Annotated in this window: 18 protein-coding genes; 9 read left to right on the top strand and 9 right to left on the bottom strand. The window is 71.3% G+C overall.

Annotation, left to right across the window (positions count from 1 at the left end):
• Positions 1 to 144 precede the first annotated feature (144 nt).
• Positions 145 to 1,314, top strand: coding sequence for an alpha/beta hydrolase (locus ACIBI5_RS07265; protein WP_397244121.1), 1,170 nt, complete (start codon positions 145 to 147; stop codon positions 1,312 to 1,314).
• On the opposite strand, the gene ACIBI5_RS07260 is transcribed toward ACIBI5_RS07265, so the two are convergent.
• On the bottom strand, positions 1,285 to 1,935 hold the full coding sequence (locus ACIBI5_RS07260; RefSeq protein WP_397244119.1) for a TetR/AcrR family transcriptional regulator: 651 nt from the start codon (positions 1,933 to 1,935) through the stop codon (positions 1,285 to 1,287). The two genes, ACIBI5_RS07265 and ACIBI5_RS07260, sit on opposite strands and share 30 nt — an antisense overlap.
• Positions 1,936 to 2,013: 78 nt before the next feature.
• Here ACIBI5_RS07260 and ACIBI5_RS07255 point away from each other — a divergent pair, with 78 nt between their 5' ends.
• The 4 genes from ACIBI5_RS07255 to ACIBI5_RS07240 all read left to right on the top strand — a co-directional run bounded on the left by ACIBI5_RS07255 (position 2,014) and on the right by ACIBI5_RS07240 (position 5,688).
• Positions 2,014 to 3,405 (top strand): DHA2 family efflux MFS transporter permease subunit, encoded by a 1,392-nt coding sequence (locus ACIBI5_RS07255; RefSeq protein ID WP_397244117.1) that lies wholly within the window; start codon positions 2,014 to 2,016, stop codon positions 3,403 to 3,405.
• Positions 3,402 to 4,166, top strand: coding sequence for an SDR family NAD(P)-dependent oxidoreductase (locus ACIBI5_RS07250; protein ID WP_397244115.1), 765 nt, complete (start codon positions 3,402 to 3,404; stop codon positions 4,164 to 4,166). Before ACIBI5_RS07255 ends, ACIBI5_RS07250 begins: the two co-directional genes overlap by 4 nt.
• A gap of 137 nt (positions 4,167 to 4,303) precedes the next feature.
• On the top strand, positions 4,304 to 4,600 hold the full coding sequence (locus ACIBI5_RS07245; protein ID WP_397244113.1) for a hypothetical protein: 297 nt from the start codon (positions 4,304 to 4,306) through the stop codon (positions 4,598 to 4,600).
• 215 nt (positions 4,601 to 4,815) lie between these two features.
• The gene (locus ACIBI5_RS07240) at positions 4,816 to 5,688 is read left to right on the top strand and encodes a serine protein kinase RIO (RefSeq protein WP_397244111.1); all 873 of its coding nucleotides are present in this window, start codon (positions 4,816 to 4,818) and stop codon (positions 5,686 to 5,688) included.
• Between the two features lie 10 nt (positions 5,689 to 5,698).
• On the opposite strand, the gene ACIBI5_RS07235 is transcribed toward ACIBI5_RS07240, so the two are convergent.
• From ACIBI5_RS07235 to ACIBI5_RS07225, 3 genes are all read right to left on the bottom strand, one after another.
• The gene (locus ACIBI5_RS07235) at positions 5,699 to 6,004 is read right to left on the bottom strand and encodes a winged helix-turn-helix domain-containing protein (protein WP_397244109.1); all 306 of its coding nucleotides are present in this window, start codon (positions 6,002 to 6,004) and stop codon (positions 5,699 to 5,701) included.
• A gap of 185 nt (positions 6,005 to 6,189) precedes the next feature.
• Positions 6,190 to 7,641, bottom strand: coding sequence for an alpha/beta fold hydrolase (locus ACIBI5_RS07230; protein ID WP_397244107.1), 1,452 nt, complete (start codon positions 7,639 to 7,641; stop codon positions 6,190 to 6,192).
• A gap of 198 nt (positions 7,642 to 7,839) precedes the next feature.
• Positions 7,840 to 8,796 (bottom strand): GlxA family transcriptional regulator, encoded by a 957-nt coding sequence (locus ACIBI5_RS07225; protein WP_397244105.1) that lies wholly within the window; start codon positions 8,794 to 8,796, stop codon positions 7,840 to 7,842.
• A gap of 114 nt (positions 8,797 to 8,910) precedes the next feature.
• Between ACIBI5_RS07225 and ACIBI5_RS07220 the strand changes: the two genes are divergently transcribed.
• Positions 8,911 to 9,846 (top strand): NADP-dependent oxidoreductase, encoded by a 936-nt coding sequence (locus ACIBI5_RS07220; protein WP_397244104.1) that lies wholly within the window; start codon positions 8,911 to 8,913, stop codon positions 9,844 to 9,846.
• Positions 9,847 to 10,563: 717 nt separating this feature from the next.
• Here the strand turns inward: ACIBI5_RS07220 and ACIBI5_RS07215 are convergent.
• Entirely contained in the window at positions 10,564 to 11,151 is a 588-nt protein-coding gene (locus tag ACIBI5_RS07215) for a hypothetical protein (protein ID WP_397244103.1), read from the bottom strand.
• Between the two features lie 159 nt (positions 11,152 to 11,310).
• Here ACIBI5_RS07215 and ACIBI5_RS07210 point away from each other — a divergent pair, with 159 nt between their 5' ends.
• Positions 11,311 to 12,900 (top strand): serine hydrolase domain-containing protein, encoded by a 1,590-nt coding sequence (locus tag ACIBI5_RS07210; protein ID WP_397244101.1) that lies wholly within the window; start codon positions 11,311 to 11,313, stop codon positions 12,898 to 12,900.
• On the opposite strand, the gene ACIBI5_RS07205 is transcribed toward ACIBI5_RS07210, so the two are convergent.
• Positions 12,852 to 13,271, bottom strand: coding sequence for a MarR family winged helix-turn-helix transcriptional regulator (locus tag ACIBI5_RS07205; protein WP_397244099.1), 420 nt, complete (start codon positions 13,269 to 13,271; stop codon positions 12,852 to 12,854). The two genes, ACIBI5_RS07210 and ACIBI5_RS07205, sit on opposite strands and share 49 nt — an antisense overlap.
• 79 nt (positions 13,272 to 13,350) lie before the next feature.
• Here ACIBI5_RS07205 and ACIBI5_RS07200 point away from each other — a divergent pair, with 79 nt between their 5' ends.
• Positions 13,351 to 13,992 (top strand): TMEM175 family protein, encoded by a 642-nt coding sequence (locus ACIBI5_RS07200; protein ID WP_397244097.1) that lies wholly within the window; start codon positions 13,351 to 13,353, stop codon positions 13,990 to 13,992.
• Complete coding sequence (locus ACIBI5_RS07195; RefSeq protein ID WP_397244095.1) at positions 13,973 to 14,878, top strand: aminoglycoside phosphotransferase family protein; 906 nt, start codon at positions 13,973 to 13,975, stop codon at positions 14,876 to 14,878. Before ACIBI5_RS07200 ends, ACIBI5_RS07195 begins: the two co-directional genes overlap by 20 nt.
• A gap of 5 nt (positions 14,879 to 14,883) precedes the next feature.
• On the opposite strand, the gene ACIBI5_RS07190 is transcribed toward ACIBI5_RS07195, so the two are convergent.
• Genes ACIBI5_RS07190 through ACIBI5_RS07180 form a run of 3 tightly spaced genes read right to left on the bottom strand, consistent with a single transcriptional unit; the run spans position 14,884 to position 19,889 of the window.
• Entirely contained in the window at positions 14,884 to 17,502 is a 2,619-nt protein-coding gene (locus ACIBI5_RS07190; protein WP_397244093.1) for an AAA family ATPase, read from the bottom strand.
• A gap of 51 nt (positions 17,503 to 17,553) precedes the next feature.
• A complete protein-coding gene (locus ACIBI5_RS07185; protein ID WP_397244091.1) occupies positions 17,554 to 18,705 on the bottom strand; it encodes an MFS transporter in 1,152 nt (383 codons plus the stop codon).
• The gene (locus ACIBI5_RS07180) at positions 18,702 to 19,889 is read right to left on the bottom strand and encodes a glycosyltransferase (protein WP_397244089.1); all 1,188 of its coding nucleotides are present in this window, start codon (positions 19,887 to 19,889) and stop codon (positions 18,702 to 18,704) included. The genes ACIBI5_RS07185 and ACIBI5_RS07180 overlap by 4 nt, the downstream gene beginning before the upstream one ends.
• Between the last annotated feature and the right edge of the window lie 13 nt (positions 19,890 to 19,902).

Here is a 19,902-nt window from a genome sequence, read left to right as displayed (position 1 = left end):
CTGCGGCACGCGAGGTACGCCGTCGGGCGTACTCCGGTCATCCTGGGCACGCCTTGTATCCACGCCGTGTCGGCCGCCCCGCGGCCGTCCATCGGTTCCACCGCTGTTTGACCTTGACGCGACGACAATGCCTAGCGTGGCGGCATGAAAAGAATCGGCGATCGGCGGTACGGCGTCCGCCGTCTCAGCCGTCCGGGTTTCGACCTCGCCTACGTCCGGGCGGGCAGGCGCGGCGCGACACCGCTCCTGGTGATCCCGGGCGGCCCCGGCCTGGCCTCGGTTCTGCCCTACCGCCGCCCGCGGCGGATGGCGGCCGCGGGCGGCTTCGACATCATCATGGTCGAGCACCGCGGGGTCGGGTTCTCCCGCCGTGACCGTGACGGCGTGGACCTGCCGTGGCCGGCCCTCACCATCACCGCGGCCGTCGAGGATCTGGTGGCGGTGCTGGACGCGTGCGAGGTGGAGCGGGCCGTGGTGTACGGCACCTCGTACGGCGGCTATCTCGCCCAGGTACTCGGCGCCACCCACCCCGGCCGGGTGGCCGCCATGGTGCTGGACTCGACCTACGCCTCGGTGACCGACTTCGACATCTGCCGCGACCACCTGCGGCGACTGCTGTGGGACGGCGCGGATCCGGGTACGGCCGGCGTGGCCGCGACGCTGCGCCGGCTGGTGGCGTCCGGGTCGGTCGCCCCAGAGGAGGCCGGCGCCGTGGTGCCCCTGGTCTATGAGATCGGGGGAGTGCCGCTGCTGAGCAAGTTGCTGGCGGCCATGGCCAAGGGACGGCGGCGGCTGTGGAACCGGCTGGCCGCTCTGATCACCGCGGAGCTCACCCGGGTGCGCCCGTACTCCATGGAGTTCGACCTGGCCGGTGTGATCTACTTCCGCGAGGCCTACGCGCAGCGACCGGACGGGCGTCCCCTCGATCCGGCGGTCGCCTACGCCGGAATCGCCGGCCGCTACCCGGCGTTCGCGGGCGAGCCCGTCGACGTTCCCGCCGCCCTGCCGGGCTTCACCTGGCCGGTGGCCGTGCTGTCCGGCGCCCGCGACCTGCGCTCGGTCCGGTCTGTCGCCGAGCGTATCGGCGACCTGGTCCCGGACGGCGTTGTGGTGCCGTTCGACCGTCTGGCGCACAGCATCCTGGACTCCCACCCCGCCGCGGCCCTGGCCGTCGCGAAAGCCGTGGCCCGCGGCGATCATCACCTCCTCCCGGCTCAGGCGAACGGACTGGCGGAACGACGCGGCGGCGGCCGGGCACGCCTGGCCGCCACCGCCCTGCACGTCTCACTCGCCGTCACCAGCCCTGGCAGGTAGGCCCGAGGGGGCGTAGGCCTGGAGGAAGGTGCCGACGGCGACCCGGGCCAGCTCCCGCAGCTCATCGTCGCCGAGGAGCCGGGTGCCCATGCGGGAGCGCGCCTCCAAGGGGCCGATGAGCAGGGCGAGCAGCTGCTCGGCCGCCAGTTCGGGGTCGGTGGTACGCAGGCGGCCGGCCAGGATGAGGCGGGCCAGCCGGTCGGCCAGCGCCTGGGTGAGCCGGTGGGGACCGGACTCGGTGACGACGTCGAGGATGTCGGGAAAGCGGATGATCTCCGAGTAGAGGAGGCGTCGCAGCGCGCAGGAGTGCTCGTCGCAGTGCAGGCGCAGCAGTGCGTGGCCGACGTTCTCCAGGGTGGCGCGCAGGTCGTCGCCCGGTTCGACGAGCGGCTCCAGCGCGGCCAGGCGCTGCCGCAGGGCGGTCTGCGCCGCGTCCTGGACGGCGTGCCTGAACAGCGTCGCCTTGTCGGTGAGGTGGTTGTAGACCGTCGGTTTGGCCACACCCGCCTCGTCGGCGATCTCCTGGACGCAGGCCTGGGCGTAGCCCTGCCGGGCGAACACGGCGAACGCGCCCCGCAGGATCGCCTGCCGCTTGTCGATCCGTCCGCGCGATGTGGTCATGGCCCGACTATACCCGTGGGTTCACTGCAGCGGACTTGCCAGTTGCATGCATACGCATCAGATAACTATGTTGAACCCGTGAGTTCAATAGACGATCGTTTGGATCCCCGCCTCCTGGCGATGATCGCCGTGATCCTGCTCGGCGGACTGCTGGGCATCCTCAACAGCACGATGGCGGCCGTGGCCACCGGCACCCTGGCCACCGCCTTCGACACCTCGCTCAACACCGTCGGCTGGGCCTCGACGGGATTCCTGCTCGCCGTCACCGCCACCATCCCGTTCACCACGTGGGCGGTCGACAGGTTCGGCGGCAAACGGCTCTGGCTGGCCGGCCTGGTGGTGTTCATGGCGGGCTCGCTGGCCGCGGGGCTGGCGTGGAACGTCGGCAGCCTGATCGCCTTCCGGGCCCTCCAGGGCGTCGGCGCCGGGATCCTGGACCCGCTGGTGCTGGTCCTGCTGGCCCGCGCCGCCGGACCGCGACACGCGGGACGGGTGATGGGGCTGATGGGAGTGGTGCTGTCACTGGGGCCCGTCCTCGGGCCGATCGCGGGCGGGGCCGTGGTGAACGCCCTGGACTGGCGCTGGATGTTCCTGCTCAGCGTGCCCGCCGGCCTGCTCGCGTACCTGCTCGCCCGGCGCGTGGTGCCCGACGAGGCGCCTGCGGACCAGGTACGGACCCGGCTGGACGTTCTGGGCCTGGCCCTGCTCGCGCCCGGATTCGCGGCTCTCGTGCTGGCCGTGTCGCAGTCGGCCGAGCAGGGCGGGCAGGTCGCCCTCCCGCTGATCGCGGGCGCGGCACTGATCGCCGGCTATGCCGTGCACGCGTCGCGGACCCGCCGTACACCGCCCCTGATCGAGCCCAGATTGTTCGCCAGCCGCGGCTTCGTCGCCGGCGTCACCATCATGGGGCTCGGCGGCCTGGCCAACTTCGCCACCCTGTTCGCCCTGCCGCTGTACTACCAGCAGGCACACGGGCACGGCGTGCTGGCCGCCGGACTGCTGATGGCTCCCGCGGGCCTGGGCGGGGCGATCGCCATGCCGCTGGCCGGACGGCTGTCGGACCGGTTCGGCGCTCGCGGCCTGGCCACGGCGGGCGCGATCCTGGCCGGGCTCAGCGCGCTCGCCTTCACCCAGATCGGCGCCGGCACCGCCGAGGTCTGGCCCGTGCTCGCCGCGCTGGCGATCGGGCTCGGCATGGGCTGCTTCAGCGCCCCGACCATGGGGTCGCTCTACCGCAGCCTGCCCGGCCCGCTGGTGGCGCAGGGCAGCTCCGTCCTCTACATGCTCAACCAGCTCGGCGCCGCCCTGGGCGTCGCCATGGTCACGCTCGTCCTGCAGCTCGCCGGTGACCCGATCACCGGCTTCCACGGCATCTTCTGGCTCGCCCTCGCCATGATCGCGATCATTCTCGCCGTCATCCCGCTCCTGCCCTCTCGCGAACCCGCGCTGACCGGAAAGGCCTCCCAGTGAAGACCCTCGTGATCACCGGTGGCACCGACGGGATGGGCAGAGAGCTCGCCCGCACCTACCTGCGCCGCGGCGACACCGTCGTCATCGTCGGCCGCGACAAGGACAAAGCCCTCCCCGGCGCCCACCTCATCGCGGCCGACCTGAGCCTGGTCAGCGAGAACCGGCGCGTCATCGCCGAGATCAACGCCGCCTACCCGGCCGTCGACGCACTCGTGCTGTGCGCCCGCTACTTCCGCTCCGCCCGGTCCGTCACCTCAGAGGGGATCGAGGCCACCTTCGCCCTGGAGTACCTGAGCCGCCATCTGCTCAGCCACGGCCTGACCGACCCGGGAGTCATCGTCAACGTGTCAGGGCCGGGCGTACCGATCGGACGCATCCACTGGGACGATCCGATGTTCGAGCGCGGCTACGACGGGGTGGCGGCCCAGATGCAGGCCGGGCGCGCCAACGACCTGCTCGGCACCGCCTTCTCCGCCGGCCGTACCCGATATGTCCTCATCAACCCCGGGCCGGTGTCCACCGCGTTCCGCGGCGAGTACGACGCCGCCACCGCCGCCCACGTCGAATCGCTCAAGAGGTACGGCGCGCCCGTCGCCGAAGGCGTCAAACCGATCGTCGCCCTCATCGACGACCCACCCGCCGCCCCGCTCAGCGCCTTCACGCAGGGCAGGCCGATCAGCCTGGACCACCCGTCCTTCTCCCCGGAGGCCGCCGCGCGGCTCGGCGACCTCACCCGCCACCTGCTGAACTCCCTGGCGTAACCACCGGCGCCGGTGGTGCGCATGGGTCCGGTCATCAATGGGCAAGGTCCGTTCCCACCGGGCACGTTCATCATCAACGGCCGCGACCGATGCCTAGGATCAACTGAACCCCGGCACCGATCCTGGAGCGTTCAGCCATGTTCACCGTAGAACTCACCTGTCCTGGCAGCAGAGACAATGCGGTCACCATCAAGACCGACCTGGATCTCAATCGCGGCGGCCTGGACACCATCTCCAACTCCGGAACCTGCCCCTTGTACATCGGATCGCTCGACGCGTCGGGCAATGTGCTCAACGACCTGGAGGTGAAGCCCCAGGAATCCGTCAGCCACTATCAGCCGCCGGCCGGCGCGACGAGAATCTATGCCGTGTGCAACAACGCCTGCGACGGGTTCGCGGTGCTGACCTACGACGACCCCGACCTCCGCTCCTGAGCCGATGGGATGGTGCGGCCCCGCCACAACGTCCAGGCGGGGTACCCCCATCGCGCTCAAGCCATAAATACGTTGCGGGGCCCGCGACGGGCGGGCAAGCTGTGTCGATCGAGCGGCGGCGAGCGCTGCCTGAACTAAGGAGGGCTGACGGATGGCCATCACCGTGCTGCGGCATGTCCGCATCGGTCCCACCTCTTTGTTCAGGAGCACACCCGTTGTCTTCCGAGTACGAACTCTCTGACTCCCCCTCCCAGCCGGCCGACGCCTTCGCCTTCACGTTCCATTCGGTCGACGAGGCGCTGGGCCCGAATCAGCGGTGGTCCACCTGGCTGGACGTCGAGCGCGGTTCGCGCGGCCCGGAACCACGCCCCTCGTGGGTCGTGACGGAACAGGCTGCGATCGACACCGAGCTCGGCATTCTCAAAACCGGCAAGGAAGCCGACGTCTTCCTGCTCGAACGGGCCGTCGAAGCCATCGGCGACACCCCGGCGAAGTCCTCGCTGCTGGCCGCGAAGCGGTACCGCACCGAGGAACACCGCTCTTTCCACCGCAGCACGTCGTACGTCGAGGGCCGCCGCACCCGCAACAGCCGCGACAGCCGGGCGATCGCGAAGAAGACCTCGCACGGCCGCAGCGTCGCGGCCGGTCAGTGGGCGTACGCCGAATGGGACGCACTCAACCGGCTGTGGACGGCCGGCGTCCCGGTGCCGTATCCCGTGCAGGTGGACGGCACCGAGCTGCTGATGGAGTTCATCGACGACGGCGAGGGCGGCGCCGCGCCCCGGCTCGCCCAGGTCCGGCCGTCGAAGGAGCTGCTCGGCGTGTACTTCGAGCAGCTCCGCGACAGCATGCGTGAACTGGCCCGCGCGGGGCTCGCGCACGGCGACCTCTCGCCGTTCAACGTCCTGGCGCAGGCCGAGCGGATCGTGATGATCGACCTGCCCCAGGTCGTCGACATCGTGGGCAACCCGAAGGGCATGGACTTCCTGATGCGCGACTGCCACAACATGGCCACGTGGTTCACGAACCGGGGGCTCCAGATCGATGAACAGGAGCTGTTCGCCGACCTGCTCACGATGGTGTTCTGACCGCGGTGTCTCAGGGGTGTTGTCCGCCCTCCGTGATCCGCCGGAGCACAGCCGTGTACTCCTGGAACGCGGCGCGCCCCTCCTCGGTCAGCGCCAGCCAGGTCCTGGGCCGCTTGCCGACGAAGCCCTTCTCCACCCGCACATAGCCCGCCTTCTCCAGCGTGTCGAGGTGCTTGGACAGCAGCGAGTCGCTGACCTCGACCGTGTCCCGCAGGAAGCGGAAGTCGGCCGTTTCGGCCGCCGCGAGCAGCGCCATGATGGACAGCCGCACCGGGGCGTGGATGATCTCGTCGAGCGCGTGCCGGGGATGGTTCACCGTTCACCCGTGGAGCGGAACACGCGCAGCGCGCCCCGGCGGCCGGCCTTCCGTACCGCGCTCCGCGCGCGATCCACTTCGCGAAGCGCGGAATCGGCCGACAGATCATCATGACCAGTCATGTTTCCTCCTGCTCATGTACTTGACTCTTCCTAGAGTACTCAACTCTCGTTCAAGTAGCTAGGTCACTCGGCCGGGCAGGTCGTGCCCGGTGCGGGGAGCTTCAGCTCGGTGAGGTACGCGGTCGCGTGCCTGATCGGGCATTTCTTGCCCATCAGGTACAGGGCGTGGCCGTGTCCCTCGTAGATGACGCTCACCGAACCCCGGACCATCCGGGTGAAGCTCTCGGTCCCCACCAGGTCGCCGTGCATGCTTCCCGCGCCCAGGAGCGGCGGCAGGCCGTCCGGCGGAAGCGGGCGTGACGGGTTGGCGACCTTCAGCGGCCAGCCCGTGCACCCCAGGCCGTCGAACCGGACGGAGCCGAGATTCGGCAGGGCCTTCTCCACCGCGCGACGATAGTTCCGCAGCTCGTCGTAGTGGGCGAACCCACGACCGTCGGCACAGGTCATCGCCAGAACGCCGGGCATGGCCCAGACACGGGTGTTGCCGAGGACCCAGGCGCCGAACCCGGACCCGTCCCCGCGCCGCGCCTTGTCGACCGACTCGGCGAAGGTCAGCCAGTTCACGTCGTCCGGGCCCGGGTCGGGTGCGAAGGCGAGCTGCCGCAGCTGCCATCCGGTCACCTCGCCCTCGCCGAACTCGGGAGAGGTGGCCGGGATCGGCTCGCGGTCGGCCGCGCGGACGAGTGCGCGCCAGACCGCTCCGGCATCCTCACCGTGCAGCGCGCAGGCGGGAGTGGCGGCGCACCAGCCGGTGAACTTCCCGAAATTCCGCTCCATGGCGACCGAGAGACGGAGTACCTGGTCGTTCCAGCCTGCTGAGTGGTTGACCACTCCGTCGACGTACAGGGCCCGGATCCGCTGCGGGAACAGGCGCGCGTAGGCGACGGAGGTCACCCCGCCGTAGGAGTTGGCCATGAAGCTCAGCCGCTCCTCGCCCAGCGCCGCCCGGATCGCCTCCATGTCCCGGGCCACCGACAGGGCGTCCAGATGGGAGAAAAGCCCGGTCGGATCCGCTAGCCGGCAGTCGCGGAACGCCTTGGCCATCGCGGCGGCCTGGGCGTCGAACCGTTTGCGGCCGCGGGGATCCTCCAGCGCGGTGGCGGGCTTCTCGCAGATCGCGGGCATGCTCTCGGACCAGACGTTGTTGCGCGGTCTGTAGCCGACGAGGTCGAAACGGCGGCCCAGTTCCCGCAGGTCGGGCGCGGCCCGTTTCAGATCGTCGATGCCGCTGCTTCCTGGGCCGCCCGGGACGCCCAGAACGCTGCCGATCCGGCGGGCGGGTTCGGTGGCCGGCAGCCGGGCCAGGTCAAGCCGGATGGTCCGCCCGCCGGGCTCGGCCCAGTTCACCGGCACGTCGAGCGAGGCGCACTCCATGGGCGCGGGAAGCTCCGTGTCCGAGCACACCGCCCAGGTCAGCCGCCCGGCGCCGGGCGCCGCCGAGACCGTCGCCGACGCCGCCGGCGACGCCGCTGCCAGGGCCACCGCGCCTGTGAGAATCGCCAAAGCTCTTCGCATGATCGTCTCCTCGCCGTCACCGGTCCCACCGCCACCCCGGGCGCGCGCCGCATCGCGTCGTGCGCGTCAGCCCCCGTGCGTGGGTAGTCATGACCTCCAGTCTCGGCGGCGCCGTACTGGGAAACCTCGTCCGCACGGGGGATCGTCGACTGGGAACAGGCTCCTAGCCTCGATCCAGCCAAGGCCGGCGATCGGCCTTCACCCCTCGGACGCGCGGAAGGTTCGCCGGTAGGCCAGGGGCGATACGCCGAGGGCGGTGCGCATGTGCTGGCGTAGTGAGGCGGTCGTGCCGAACCCGGCGCGGCGGGCGATCCGGTCGATGGTGAGATCGCTGGCCTCCAGCAGGTGGCGGGCGAGTTCCACCCGCTGCCGGGTGAGCCAGTCGCCCGGGCTCATCCCGACTTCCTGCTGGAAGCGGCGGCTGAGGGTCCGTACGCTCATCCGGGCGTGCCCGGCGAGTTCGCTCAGCGACAGTGGACGGTCCAGCCGCTCCAGCGCCCAGGCCCGCGTGGCCGCGGTCGCGGTGGTGGACGGGCTCGGCACGGGACGTTCGATGTACTGCGCCTGCCCGCCCTCGCGCCAGGGCGGCGTGACGCAGTAGCGGGCCGCGCGGTTGGCGATCGCGCTGCCCTGGTCGCGGCGGAGGATGTGCATGCACAGGTCGACGCCGGCGGCCACTCCGGCGGAGGTGAGCACGTCGCCGTCGTCCACGAAGAGCACGTCGGCGTCCCATTTCACCTTCGGGAACAGCCGCTGGCAGCGCTCGGCCTCCTGCCAGTGCGTGGTGGCGGGGCGGCCGTCGAGAAGCCCGGCCGCGGCGAGGAGGACGGCGGCGGTGCAGATCGAGATGACGCGTGTGCCCGGCCGCAGCATGGCGAAGACGCCGACCGGCAGCTCGAGCACGTCCCCGTCCACGGGATCCCACACGAACGGCGGGACGACCAGGGTGTCGGCGGTCTCGAGCGCCTCGGGGCCGTGTTCCACCATGAGGGCGAAATCGGCTGAGGTGGTGACGGGGCCGCCGTCGGGCGAGCAGGTGATCACCTCGTAGAGCCGCTCGTCCGCGGGCCCCCGGGCCGAGCCCAGGATCCGCCCCGGGATCCCCAGCTCGAACGGGTAGACCTTGTCAACGGCGAGAACCACAACCCGGTGCATGGCCTGATCCTTGCGCATGATGGCCATGAGGTCACTTTTGGCCGCTGGTCCGTTCCGGCACGCTGGCCGGGGCCGTCGTCCGACGGAACGTACCCGCGAAGAAGGAGGTCGTTGATGCGCGCGATCAGCCAAGAGGTCCTCGGCGGTCCGGAGGTCCTCACCCTCGTCGAGCTCGACCGGCCGGCACTGGGGCCCTCGGACGTCCTGGTCCGGGTTCATGCCGCCGGCGTCAACCCGACCGACTGGATGCACCGCAAAACCGGTCTATATCTGGGCGCGCCGCCGTTCGTCCTGGGCTGGGATGTTTCCGGTGTCGTCGAGGCCGTCGGAGCGGGCGTGACGCTGCACAAGCCGGGCGACGAGGTCTTCGGCATGCTCGACTACCCACGGGGCGCCGGGGCCTACGCCGAGTACGTGGCCGCCCCGTCCAGGAACTTCGCCCGCAAGCCGGCGGGGGTGGATCACGTGCGGGCCGCGGCGCTGCCGGTGGCCGGGCTCACCGCGTGGCAGGCCCTGGTGGACACAGCTGAGGTACGGCCCGGCCGGCGGGTCCTCATCCACGCCGCGGCCGGCGGGGTGGGCCATCTCGCCGTGCAACTCGCCAAGGCCCGCGGCGCGTACGTGATCGGCACCGCCAGCGCGCCCAAGCACGACTTCGTCCGCGGCCTGGGCGCCGACGAAGTCGTCGACTACACCCGGACCGACTTCGCCGAGGTGGTGTCGGACGTCGACGTCGTGCTCAACGCCGTCGGCGGCGACTACGGCCCGCGCTCCCTGCGCACCCTGCGCGAAGGCGGCACTCTCATCTCCATCCTCTTCGCGCACTCGGAGAACATGGAGCCCGCGGCCAAGAAGCGTGGTATCCGGCTGGAGAACCTGACCGTCGAAGCCGACCACGCCGCCATCACGGCGATCGCCGGACTGGCCGCCGAGGGCCTCCTGCGCGCCGAGATCGACGGCGTACTGCCGTTGGAGCAGGCGGCAGAGGCGCACCGGCGCGGAGAAACCGGCCGAACCACCGGCAAACTCATCCTCACCGTGTCCGGATGACCGTGCCCGCCACATCACCCGGTCGAAGGGCGACCCGCTCGTGAAGCGGCCTGGACAATCAACGGCTATCGGCGCGAAGACGAAGAGCGGCCTGCCTGCCGTGCCGGACATGTCGCCAGAAGCCGCAAGCCCTGATCGACGCCGACCGCGTGCGGACGTTCAGCGCGCCCTACACGAAGGCCTGGGCCATGCCGGTCCGGGGCTGACCGTGACCTCGCGGGAAGCCGTGATCGAGGACACCGCCAACAGCCCGGCCTCGATGAGCGCGGCGAGGACGTCCGCCGTGCTCCGTGCCCGGTACCAACTCGTCAAGCCCAGAACCATGGCGGCGATGAGCGCCGGCCACCAGACCGCACCGAGGAGGAGATAGAGGAGCGCCCAGCCGCCGAGCCGGGCGGCGGCGGCATGGCCGTCCTGAACGGCAGTGATCTCCGCGCGGGGCGGGTCCGGGAGGAGCAGCCACAGCCTCGGCCACGCAGCAAGCAGATCGAGCGCGTACGCCCGGCGCACTCGTACGGCAAATGACCAGGCCGCCCTGGAAATCGCCGACGCCTTCTACTCTGCCCTCACCGACGGCGGTACAGCCCCGCCCGACGTCGAGCACGCGCCCACCGCACTGCACCGCGCGGTGCGCGGATTACGCGACAAGTACCCCGACAGCCCCGCCCTGTGGGCCTCGCATATCCATGCCGGTTCGTGAAAAGTCCAAGCCGGGTACTACTGCGCGGACAACCGTCGATCCGGTACGGCCGTCGCCAGCCTGATCGCGAGAATCAGCACGGCTACCAGGGCTACCGCGACCAGAGGGAGGCCCATCAGGAAACTCGCGCGCCATGACATCAACTCGGTGACGATCATCCCGATGAGCAGTCCCGCACCGAGGCCCGCCACGATCGCGGCGGCGGGAACCGGGATCGCCTTCCACAGTTCTGGCCCGGGGAACGCGGCTCTGACGAGGCCGGTCCCGGCCCACAGGACGACCGCTCCGGCCAGCGCCTGCAGCAGATGGCCGCCGATCAGCAGGCTGACCATGGGAGTGAGCGCGCACAGCAAAGTAGCCACGCCGAAGGCGACCAGGCCGAAGGCGATCAACACGGTCAACAGCACCGTCTGGCGACGGGGCGCCGGGACCAGCACGCTCAGGAACGCGAGCAGGTAGCCGTAGACCCCCACCTGCATGATCGCGCCGGGCGCCGCAAGATCAGCGATGACGATCGGCATGGTCGCGATCGCCATCGTCGCGTAGACGGACACGAGGAAGGCGCAGAAACCGAGGGCGACGAGCAGGGGCCAGCGTCCAGACATGCCAGAAACCATATCCGCGGGCGATCCGGACCGTATTCCAGGGGAAGGCGACCTCTCCGGACTGTGAGCTGGATCACCGTTGAGGTTGACCATGGGTCAGGGTGGAGGCTCGGCGCAGCGGCGAGACGCCGACCCACGAACGTCGAAGGACGGACCACCATGACGATCACCCTTTCCGATCAGGACAAGAGCACCCTGCGGATCGCCGCGTACGGCGCCGTGACGCTGATGGCCGCCGCCGGTGCGACCGGCAAGCCGCACAAGGTCGCCGCCGCCGGCAGCCTCGCGCTGGGCTCGGCCACCGGCCTGGTCGGGCATGTGCTCGCCGACCACCCCGAGGGCAAGGACCTGACCGGCAGGTCCGTGGCCGAGATCGCCGAGCGCGTACTGCCGGCCCTGACGGCGGCCATGAACCTCCTGGGGCGGCAGGATCCTGCCGAGGCCGGCAACTTCCGCGGTACCGTCCTCGTCGCCGTCGAGACCGCCCGCGCGCAGCAGGACCGGCCGAGCCCCGCCACGGCCGAGATGGTCCGCAAGGTCACCGAAGCCCTCGACGCCGCCGGTGTAGATGGCCGGGCCGTACCGGAAACCGCGGCCGGGCAGGATCGCCCGGAGCTGCGGAAGACGATCGAGGAGATCGTCGAGTCCGGCTTCGTCGGGGTGTCGTTGCGCGTGCGCGACGAGCGGGGCGAGTGGGCCGGCAGCGCCGGGGTGGCCGAGCTGGGCGGGACCGCGAAGCCGCCGGTCGACGGGCATGCCCGGATCGGCAGCAACACCAAGACCTTCACCGCGACCCTGGCGCTGCAACTGGTGGCCGAGGGCAGGATCGAGCTGGACGCCCCGGCGGCCGACCACCTGCCCGAGTTCGGGCTGGACCGGCGGATCACGGTGCGGATGCTGCTCCAGCACACCAGCGGGCTGTTCAACTTCGTCGGCGAGGTGTACGACGACGGGTCGATCGCGCCGGGCATCCCCGTGCCCTTCGGCAGCACGGGCAAGGAGTGGGTGGACAACCGGTTCACGACCTACAAGCCAGAGGAGCTGGTACGGCTGGCGCTGTCCAAGCCGGCCCGGTTCGAGCCGGGAACCGGCTGGAGCTATTCCAACACCAACTACGTGCTGGCCCGGCTGTTGATCGAGAAGGTCACCGGCCGCTCGCTGGCCGAGGAGATGCGGGAACGGATCCTGGAGCCGCTCGGCCTGTCGGGCACGGTGGTGCCGGACGCCTCGCCGGAGATCCCCGAGCCGCACGCCCGCATCTACTACCGCTACGAGGAAGCCGGTCGGCAGAAGACGATCGACATCACCCGCTACAACCCCTCCTGGGTCTGCACCGGCGGTGACATGATCTCGACCAGTCAGGACCTGGCCACGTTCATCTCCGCGCTGATGGGCGGCAGGCTTCTGCCGGCCCCGCTGCTGGCCGAGATGTGCGCCCCGCACGCCACGGGCCTGCCGAACATGGGCTACGGGCTGGGCGTGTTCGTCACGAAAACCGACTGCGGCGCCACCCTCGTCACCCACAACGGCGGCAACGTCGGCTCCATGTCGCTGATGTACGGCACGCCCGACGGCGGCAGGACCCTGACAGCCGTACTGAACTGGGTGGACGACGCCGACATGTCCATCACCGCAGTGGTCCGGAAGGCCCAGCAAAGGCTCGTCCACGAGGTGTTCTGCGGGGAGGGGGCCGATCCGGCTCAGTCGGATGCGAGGATCTCGGCCAGCCGCAGGGTGTCTTCGAGATAGCGCTCGTAGGGAAAGCCGGCCGCGACGAGCCCGGCGCGCAGCTCGTCGTAGAGCGGCTTCCCGGCCGTGTGGAAGGCGGTCCGGCCGGCGTCGGTGAGGCGGACCAGCCGCCGCCGCGCGTGTTCGGGGTCGATGGTGATCCGCACCAGTCCATCCGCTTCGAGCGGTCGCAGCGCCCGGCTGATCGCCGGGTCGGACACCGACAGCGCCTGCGCGAGCCGATGCTGCGTCACCGGCTCGATGTCCTCCAACGTCCCCAGAAGTCGTATCTGGCTGTAGGTCATACCGTCACGGCCGTCGGTGCGGCGCCGGGCCGCCTCGCCCAGCAGCATGACCACGCGGTGCAGCAGATCTGCGAGTCCGTCATCCACCCCATCACCATACGCGAGTCTTACCCGGTTAATATTAACCGGGTAAGACTGATGTCGAGCCCCGGGAGCTGTCCTCACCATGACTACTCAAGCCGGCCACCAGGTGCGGGCGGCCGCCGCCGAGCGGCTCACCATGTTCGTCGACGCGGTGATCGCGATCGCACTCACCCTGCTGGCGCTGGATCTCCCCGTTCCCACCGGCGACACCACCGACGCGATGCTGAGTTCGATGTCGGCCCACGGCAGCGAGTACCTGGCCTTCGCGGTCAGCTTCGTGGTGATCGCCGCCCACTGGCGCGCCCACCACGAGATCTTCAGCCATGTCCGCGCGCTGGGCGGCCGGCTGACCAGCCTCACCCTGGCGTGGCTGTTCATGCAGGTCCTGATGCCGTTCGCGACCAGGGTGCTCACCGCCGACGGCGCCTTCCCGCCCCGGTTCAGTCTGTACGCGATCGTCCAGGTCCTGGCGTCCGCGTCGTTCGCACTGATCATCCGGGAGATCCGTCGCGCACACCTGTACACCACGGACGTCCCGCCCCAGGTGTTCGCCCAGAGCCTGGTGCGCAGCATCTGCCTGGCCGGGGTCTTCGCGGTGTCCGTTCCCGTCTCGTTCCTGACCAACGGCACCGGCGCGTACCTGTGCTGGCTCACGGCACCGATCGTGCTCACCGTCGCCCGCCGCCTCGGTACTGTGAATTCGCATGACCGACACCGAGCTTGAAATCACCGCGGACCTGGTCCGCGATCTGCTGCAGGAGCAACATCCCGACCTCGCGGGGCTGGCCATCCGTGAGGTGGCGGGCGGCTGGGGCAACCAGATGTGGCGCCTCGGGGACGAGTTGTCCGTGCGCATGCAGCGCATGGACCCCACCCCTGAGCTCCAGCTCAAGGAGCGGCGGTGGCTACCCGTGCTGGCCCCGCGCCTGCCGCTCCCGGTGCCTACCCCGGTGCGGTTCGGCGAACCGTCCGAGCGTTTCCCCAAGCACTGGACGGTGATGACGTGGGTTCCCGGCGAGCCGCTGGACCACGGCTCGATCAGCCGCGGCGACCACGCGGCCGACACGCTGGCGAGCTTCCTCCGGGCGCTCCATGTGGAGGCGCCCGCTGACGCGCCGACCGCCACGGACCGCGGCGCCCATCCCCGGGACTGCACGGGCGGTTTCGAGTACTTCTTCCAGGCCGTCGACCCCGACGTGATCGCCGGCATCGCCGACGACGTCCGGGACGTTTGGGACGACGCCGTCGCGGCCTCCGCATGGGAGGGCCCGCCGTTGTGGGTGCACGGCGATCTCCATCCCGCGAACGTCGTCGTCTCGGACGGAACGCTCTCCGGCATCGTCGACTTCGGCGACATGTTCGCCGGCGATCCGGCATGGGACCTCGCCGCCGCATGGGTGCTGCTGCCCGCGGGCGCGGCCGCACGGTTCTTCGACGGGTACGCGCGGGCGGACGAGGCGGCGATCCGGCGCGCCCGCGGGCTGGCCGCCATGAAGAGCCTCTTCCTGCTGCTCATGGGGCAGAACGGAGACCGGGGTCTTCCCGGCGGCAAGCCGCACTGGGGACCCAAAGGGCGGGCGGCACTCGATCGGGTTCTTAAGGGCGTCTGACGCCGTCATCCCGGCTCCTCGGCCGGGGAGGTGGCCAGCAGGGCGGCGAGCTGGGCCCGGCCCGAGATGCCGAGCTTGGTGTAGGCGCGGGCCAAGGTGTTGTTGACGGTCGCCACCGACAGGCCCAGCTGCGCGGCGATGGCCCGGCTGCTGAGGCGCACGGCCAGCAGAGCCACCTCGCGTTCGCGGCGGCTGAGCACCCGCAGGATCCGCTCGTGGCTGAGCAACGGCGTGACGGCGCCCTCGCAGCGCGCGCGCAGGCCCGCGGCCCGCTCGCGCGCCAGCGCCGCCTTGCTGGCCAGGCCGGACTCCCGGTGGATCCTGGCCGTGCACGTCGCGACCTCGGCGGCGAGCAGGTACTGGCCCAGCCGGTCGAAGGCGTCCACGGCCGCGGAGAGCGCCTCGCCGTCCTCCTTCCGCAGCCCGCGGGCCGCGGTCGCCAGGGCGTGGCTCATCGGGGTGCGCAGCGCCGCGTCCAGCTCTTCGAGCCGGCGGCACTGGCCGTCGCCGCCGAGCCGTACCACGTCGTAGCGCGCGAGTGCCTCGACGGTGGGAAGCCCCAGGCCGAGGGCCTGGTCGGCGGCGTAGCGCGCGACGATCGCGGCGTCGGTCAGGCGGTCTTCGGCGGCCAGGGTCCAGGCGTTGCCCAGCGTCATCCAGGGGGCGTACACCCGGTTGGCGTCGTTGGCGGCCTGGTCGGCGCGTTCCATCCAGGTACGCGCGTCGGCCGCCTCACCGCCCACGGCGCACGCGGTGGCCAGCCCCGCCATGAACGTGCGGGTGAGCCGCAGCGTGTCCTTGCCCTCCAGGCAGGTGATCGCCTCGCGCAGCGACCGGCCGGCGCTGACCGGCCTGCCCTGGCCGCATTCCACGAGCCCGCGGAAGCCGATGTAGCCGACCGACATCAGCGGGCTGCCTCCGGACAACACCTGGCGGTACCCCTTGTCGGCGACCATCCACGCCTCGTGCGCCTCGCCCATCGCCAGGGACGCCAGGCAGCGGGCGATGTCGAGTTCGACCACGCCCCATGGCAGCTCGGCGCGGCGGGCCGTACCCACGGCCAGGCCGCGTTCGTGGTAGCCGGCGACCACGGGGGCGCGCCCGAGAAAGCCCGCGGCCGCCGTGGCGGCCGCGGTGGCCCAGATGACCGCCTGCGCGCTCGCCGTCTCCGTGGAGAGAAGCCGCTCCGCGATCTCCAGTACGGCGCCGCAGCGCCCGTCGTGCAGCAGGATCCACGAGCGGATCCCCAGAGCCAGATCCTCGCCCGGCCGGTCGGCGAGATGGTCGAGCACCCGCTCGGCGGCCACGGCGTCGCCGTCACCCCAGTACGTGGTCTCGGCCCGGACCAGTGCCCACCGGAGCAGCTCGTCGTCGGCGGACGGCGGCTCCTCCGGCAGGACCGCCGCCGCCTCGGCGCTGCGGCCCCGGTATTCCAGTACCTCGGCGAGCAGGGCGTCGGCCTCCACGGACGGCTCGGCGTCCCGGGCCGCCCGCGCGAGCCGTTCGGCGAGCGCGAGGTCGGCGCGGTCGATGGCCTGGCGGGCGCCGCGCCGCACGACGTCGGCGCGCACCACCGCTCCGCCCTCGACCTGCCAGAGCGCGGCCCGCAGCAGGTCGTCGCCGCGGCGCAGCGGGGACTCCAGCAGGGCATGCGCCAGCCGCCACCACAGCTGGCGGGCCCGGCCGGCGGGCAGCCCTGCGCGTACCACCTCGCCGTAGAGCGGGTGCGTGAGCCGTACCTGCGTGCGGTTGCCCTCGCGCTCGAAGACGGTCAGCCCGTGCGTCTGCGCCTCGTCGACGGCGGCGGGCTCCGCGAGCTGGGCCAGCAGGGGCAGGGGGAGCGGCTCACCGCACGCCAGCAGCTCCAGAACCAGGCGGATCCGGGGCGGCACGGGACGCAGCCGGTCGGCGAGCAGGCGGCGCATGGCTCCCGTGGGGTGGTAGTCGCCGGTGAAGTGCCACACCCCGTGCCGCGGGCGCAGGGCCCGGTCAGCGATGGCGGTCGACAGCAGCTCGCGCAGTGCCAGGGGATTGCCCGCGGCCATGGTGTGCAGCCTGACCCGGGTCACGCCGTCCACGTCGGCGGAGAGGGTGTGGTCGACCAGGTGGTCCACGGCGGACGGCGGCATCGCGGGCAGTTCGAGCCAGGGCGCCATGCCGTCCTTCCACAACGTGGTGATCGTCTCGTTGCCCTCTCCGGAACGGCACGTCGTCACCACGAACGCCAGCCGGTGCGCGGCGAGGTAGCCGATCAGGGCCGCCGATCCGGCGTCGAGCAGGTGGGCGTCGTCCACGCCGATGATCACCCGCCGGGTCTCGCCGTACCGGCGCAGGCGGGTGGCCGTCGCCGCCAGGACCGACACCCCCTGCTCACCGGGCAGCCAGCCGTTCGGCAGCAGGTTGGCCACCGCGCCGAACGGGATCGACGCCAGCGCTCCGGTCGCCGCGACCCATTCGGTGTGGCAGCCGCGCGTCTCCAGCCTCCCGAGGACCTCCCGGGCCAGCCGGGTCTTGCCGATGCCGGCCTCGCCCGAGATGACGACGCCGATCGCCTCCTCCCGGTCGAAGCACGACCGGATCGTTTCCAGTTCTTCGTCCCGCCCGACGAACGGCCATCCCCGCATGAGCGCCTCCCGGGACTATTCGCCGTCCCGGGCATCGCGGATGACAGGTGGTCAACGGCCCTGTGGGCCGCGCAGCGCCTCGACCGCGCCGAGGCGCAGCGCGTACGCGAAACAGGCGACGACCACGATTGCGAACGCGACCACGAGTCCCAGCGCGACGCCGACGCCGGACACGGCGGCCAGCCCGCCGACCAGCGGCGGCCCGCACATCATGGCGCCCCACGTGAGGCCGGAGACCGTGGCCAGGGCGGGGCCGGGCGCGATTCCCGGGATCTTGGAGCTGGCCCGGAGCGCCGCCGGGATGACGGGCGAGAATCCGAGCCCCACGGCCATCAGGCCGGCGATCGCGGTCACGGGATGGGGGACCAGGAGCGCGGGGAGGAAGCCGAGCCCGGCGAGGACCATGAGCGCGCGCACGGTACGCACGGTCCCGAACCTGCCGAGCACCCGGTCGATGAACAACCTGCTGGTGAACATGCTGACCGCGTACACCGCCAGGCCCAGCCCGGCCAGATCCCGCGGCGCTCCGGCCGTGTCGGTGAAGAAGACCGAACTCCAGGTCTGGGCGCTCCCTTCGGCGAGGTTGGAGCAGAAGGCGACCACGCCGAGCAGGACGAGAACCGTGCCGGCAGGCCTCCCGCCGCTGTCCACGGGCCTGGCCTTCGTGGCGACCGGACGGGGTGCGAGCACGACGAATCCGGCGAAGGCCGCCAGACCGAGCTCCGCTCCCTGCAGCGCGACAGGCTGCCCGGCGTATCCCGCGACGGTGCCGGCCACGCCACCGGCGAGCGCGCCGAGGCTCCAGAAGCCGTGGAGCCTCGACATGATCGGTTTCGCCGTGGCGGATTCGACGTCGACGGCGTGCGCGTTCATCGCCACGCCGACGATCCCTTCGACGCCTCCCCAGATCCCCAGGAACAGCGCCAGGCTCCAGAGCGAGTCGGCGAGGCCCGGCAGCGGCGCGGCCGCGCACATGAGGGGAACCGTCCGGCGCAGCGCGCGCCCGCCGCCGATCCTCTTGACCAGCTGCCCGGCGGCGAACATGGCCGCGACCGAACAGAGCGGCCCGGCGAGCAGGGCGAGGCCGAGCTGCGCGTCGGACAGCCCGAGACCGTGCTTCAGAGACGAGATGCGCGACACGCAGGCCGCGACGAGGAGCGCGTGCGTGAAGAAGACGGCCGAGACGGCGGCCGCCGGTCTCACGCGGCGAACTTGCCGGGGTCGCCGAAAGGCGAGTCGAGCGGCCATGTGCACCATTCCACCGAGGCGTAGAACGAGGTTCCGTCGTCGTTTCTGGCCGTGGCGCGCGGGTGGTCGAGATGGAAGGTCGGATCGGCGAACCGGTCGAGCGGGCCGTGGTGCTCCACCCGCCGCACGAAGTCCAGGTCCTCGCCGCCCCAGCCGGAAAAACGTTCGTCGAAGCCGCTGACGCGGGAGAAGAGCGAGTCCCGCACCCAGACGCAGCAGCCGGGCGGACGCCGGAGATAGACGCCCCGCGCGGCGCGCTCGTCGACGCGGGCGTCCGCGTGGAAGCGGCGCCGCTCGATCGCTCGCGCGCTGGACTCACGATCGAGGAAGAGGATGTCCCTGAACGGCAGGTGCGCCTGGGTGCCCGGCTCGGAAAAACGGTCCAATGCCCGGCTGACGAAGTCGCGGTCGACGAGCATGTCGGCGTCGAGCACACAGATGGTCTCGGCGGGCCGCGCGCCATGGGCGACCCCCACGTTGACCGCCCACGCCTTGTTGAACCGGCCGGAATGCCGCGCGAAGACGTAGCTGTCGACCACGGGCTCCAGCCTGTCCCGCTGTTTCGGGGCGTCGTCGGCTTCGACCACGACGATGCGGTAGTCGTGCCGGGCGGCGCTCTGGTCGAGGAGCGCCGCGATGGTGGCCGCCAGGTTCCGCGAACGTGCGCCGCCGGGTGTGGCGTCGCGGAACGGGATCACGATGGCGGCCCCGACACGGCGTCCGCCGATGTTCCCCGGGCGCCGGGGGAGACCCGACAGGATCGCGGTGGCGGTGGGGGAGCCGTGCGCGGGAGCCGGGATGTCGTCGCCGACGTGAAGACGGAGCCGGGACCTGCACTCGGTCGCCCAGGCGAGTTCGGCGAGCCGGGCGCATCGCTCGCTTTCGTTTCTGGCGATCGCGTCGTTCAGGCGGGCGCGCAGGTTCCGGTAGAGGACGGGACTGGCGGGCTCGGCGGTGAGAAGCCGGCTCAGCCGCGCGACCTCGCGGATGTCGAAGCCCAGCAGCGTGGCGGCCATGCGCTGGTGGACCTCGCGCGACCAGTCCCAATAGTCCGGCGCCTGGGTCTGGCAGAACGCGTCCGCCGAGATGACCAGGCTGCCCACCGCGCTGTCGGTGACGGCCGAGGCCGGCATGGACATGGCGACCCCCTTC

The sequence above is a fragment of the Nonomuraea sp. NPDC050540 genome, assembly GCF_044457485.1.
Classification (GTDB): domain Bacteria; phylum Actinomycetota; class Actinomycetes; order Streptosporangiales; family Streptosporangiaceae; genus Nonomuraea.
This window is presented reverse-complemented; position numbering and strand designations above follow the sequence as displayed.

Excerpts from the sequence above, each read along its gene's own strand:
- ACIBI5_RS07265 (WP_397244121.1), top strand. The coding sequence starts at position 145 with ATGAAAAGAATCGGCGATCGGCGGTACGGCGTCCGCCGTCTCAGCCGT.
- ACIBI5_RS07260 (WP_397244119.1), bottom strand. The coding sequence starts at position 1,935 with ATGACCACATCGCGCGGACGGATCGACAAGCGGCAGGCGATCCTGCGG.
- ACIBI5_RS07245 (WP_397244113.1), top strand. The coding sequence starts at position 4,304 with ATGTTCACCGTAGAACTCACCTGTCCTGGCAGCAGAGACAATGCGGTC.
- ACIBI5_RS07230 (WP_397244107.1), bottom strand. The coding sequence starts at position 7,641 with ATGCGAAGAGCTTTGGCGATTCTCACAGGCGCGGTGGCCCTGGCAGCG.
- ACIBI5_RS07225 (WP_397244105.1), bottom strand. The coding sequence starts at position 8,796 with ATGCACCGGGTTGTGGTTCTCGCCGTTGACAAGGTCTACCCGTTCGAG.
- ACIBI5_RS07220 (WP_397244104.1), top strand. The coding sequence starts at position 8,911 with ATGCGCGCGATCAGCCAAGAGGTCCTCGGCGGTCCGGAGGTCCTCACC.
- ACIBI5_RS07215 (WP_397244103.1), bottom strand. The coding sequence starts at position 11,151 with ATGTCTGGACGCTGGCCCCTGCTCGTCGCCCTCGGTTTCTGCGCCTTC.
- ACIBI5_RS07210 (WP_397244101.1), top strand. The coding sequence starts at position 11,311 with ATGACGATCACCCTTTCCGATCAGGACAAGAGCACCCTGCGGATCGCC.
- ACIBI5_RS07200 (WP_397244097.1), top strand. The coding sequence starts at position 13,351 with ATGACTACTCAAGCCGGCCACCAGGTGCGGGCGGCCGCCGCCGAGCGG.
- ACIBI5_RS07195 (WP_397244095.1), top strand. The coding sequence starts at position 13,973 with ATGACCGACACCGAGCTTGAAATCACCGCGGACCTGGTCCGCGATCTG.
- ACIBI5_RS07190 (WP_397244093.1), bottom strand. The coding sequence starts at position 17,502 with ATGCGGGGATGGCCGTTCGTCGGGCGGGACGAAGAACTGGAAACGATC.
- ACIBI5_RS07180 (WP_397244089.1), bottom strand. The coding sequence starts at position 19,889 with ATGTCCATGCCGGCCTCGGCCGTCACCGACAGCGCGGTGGGCAGCCTG.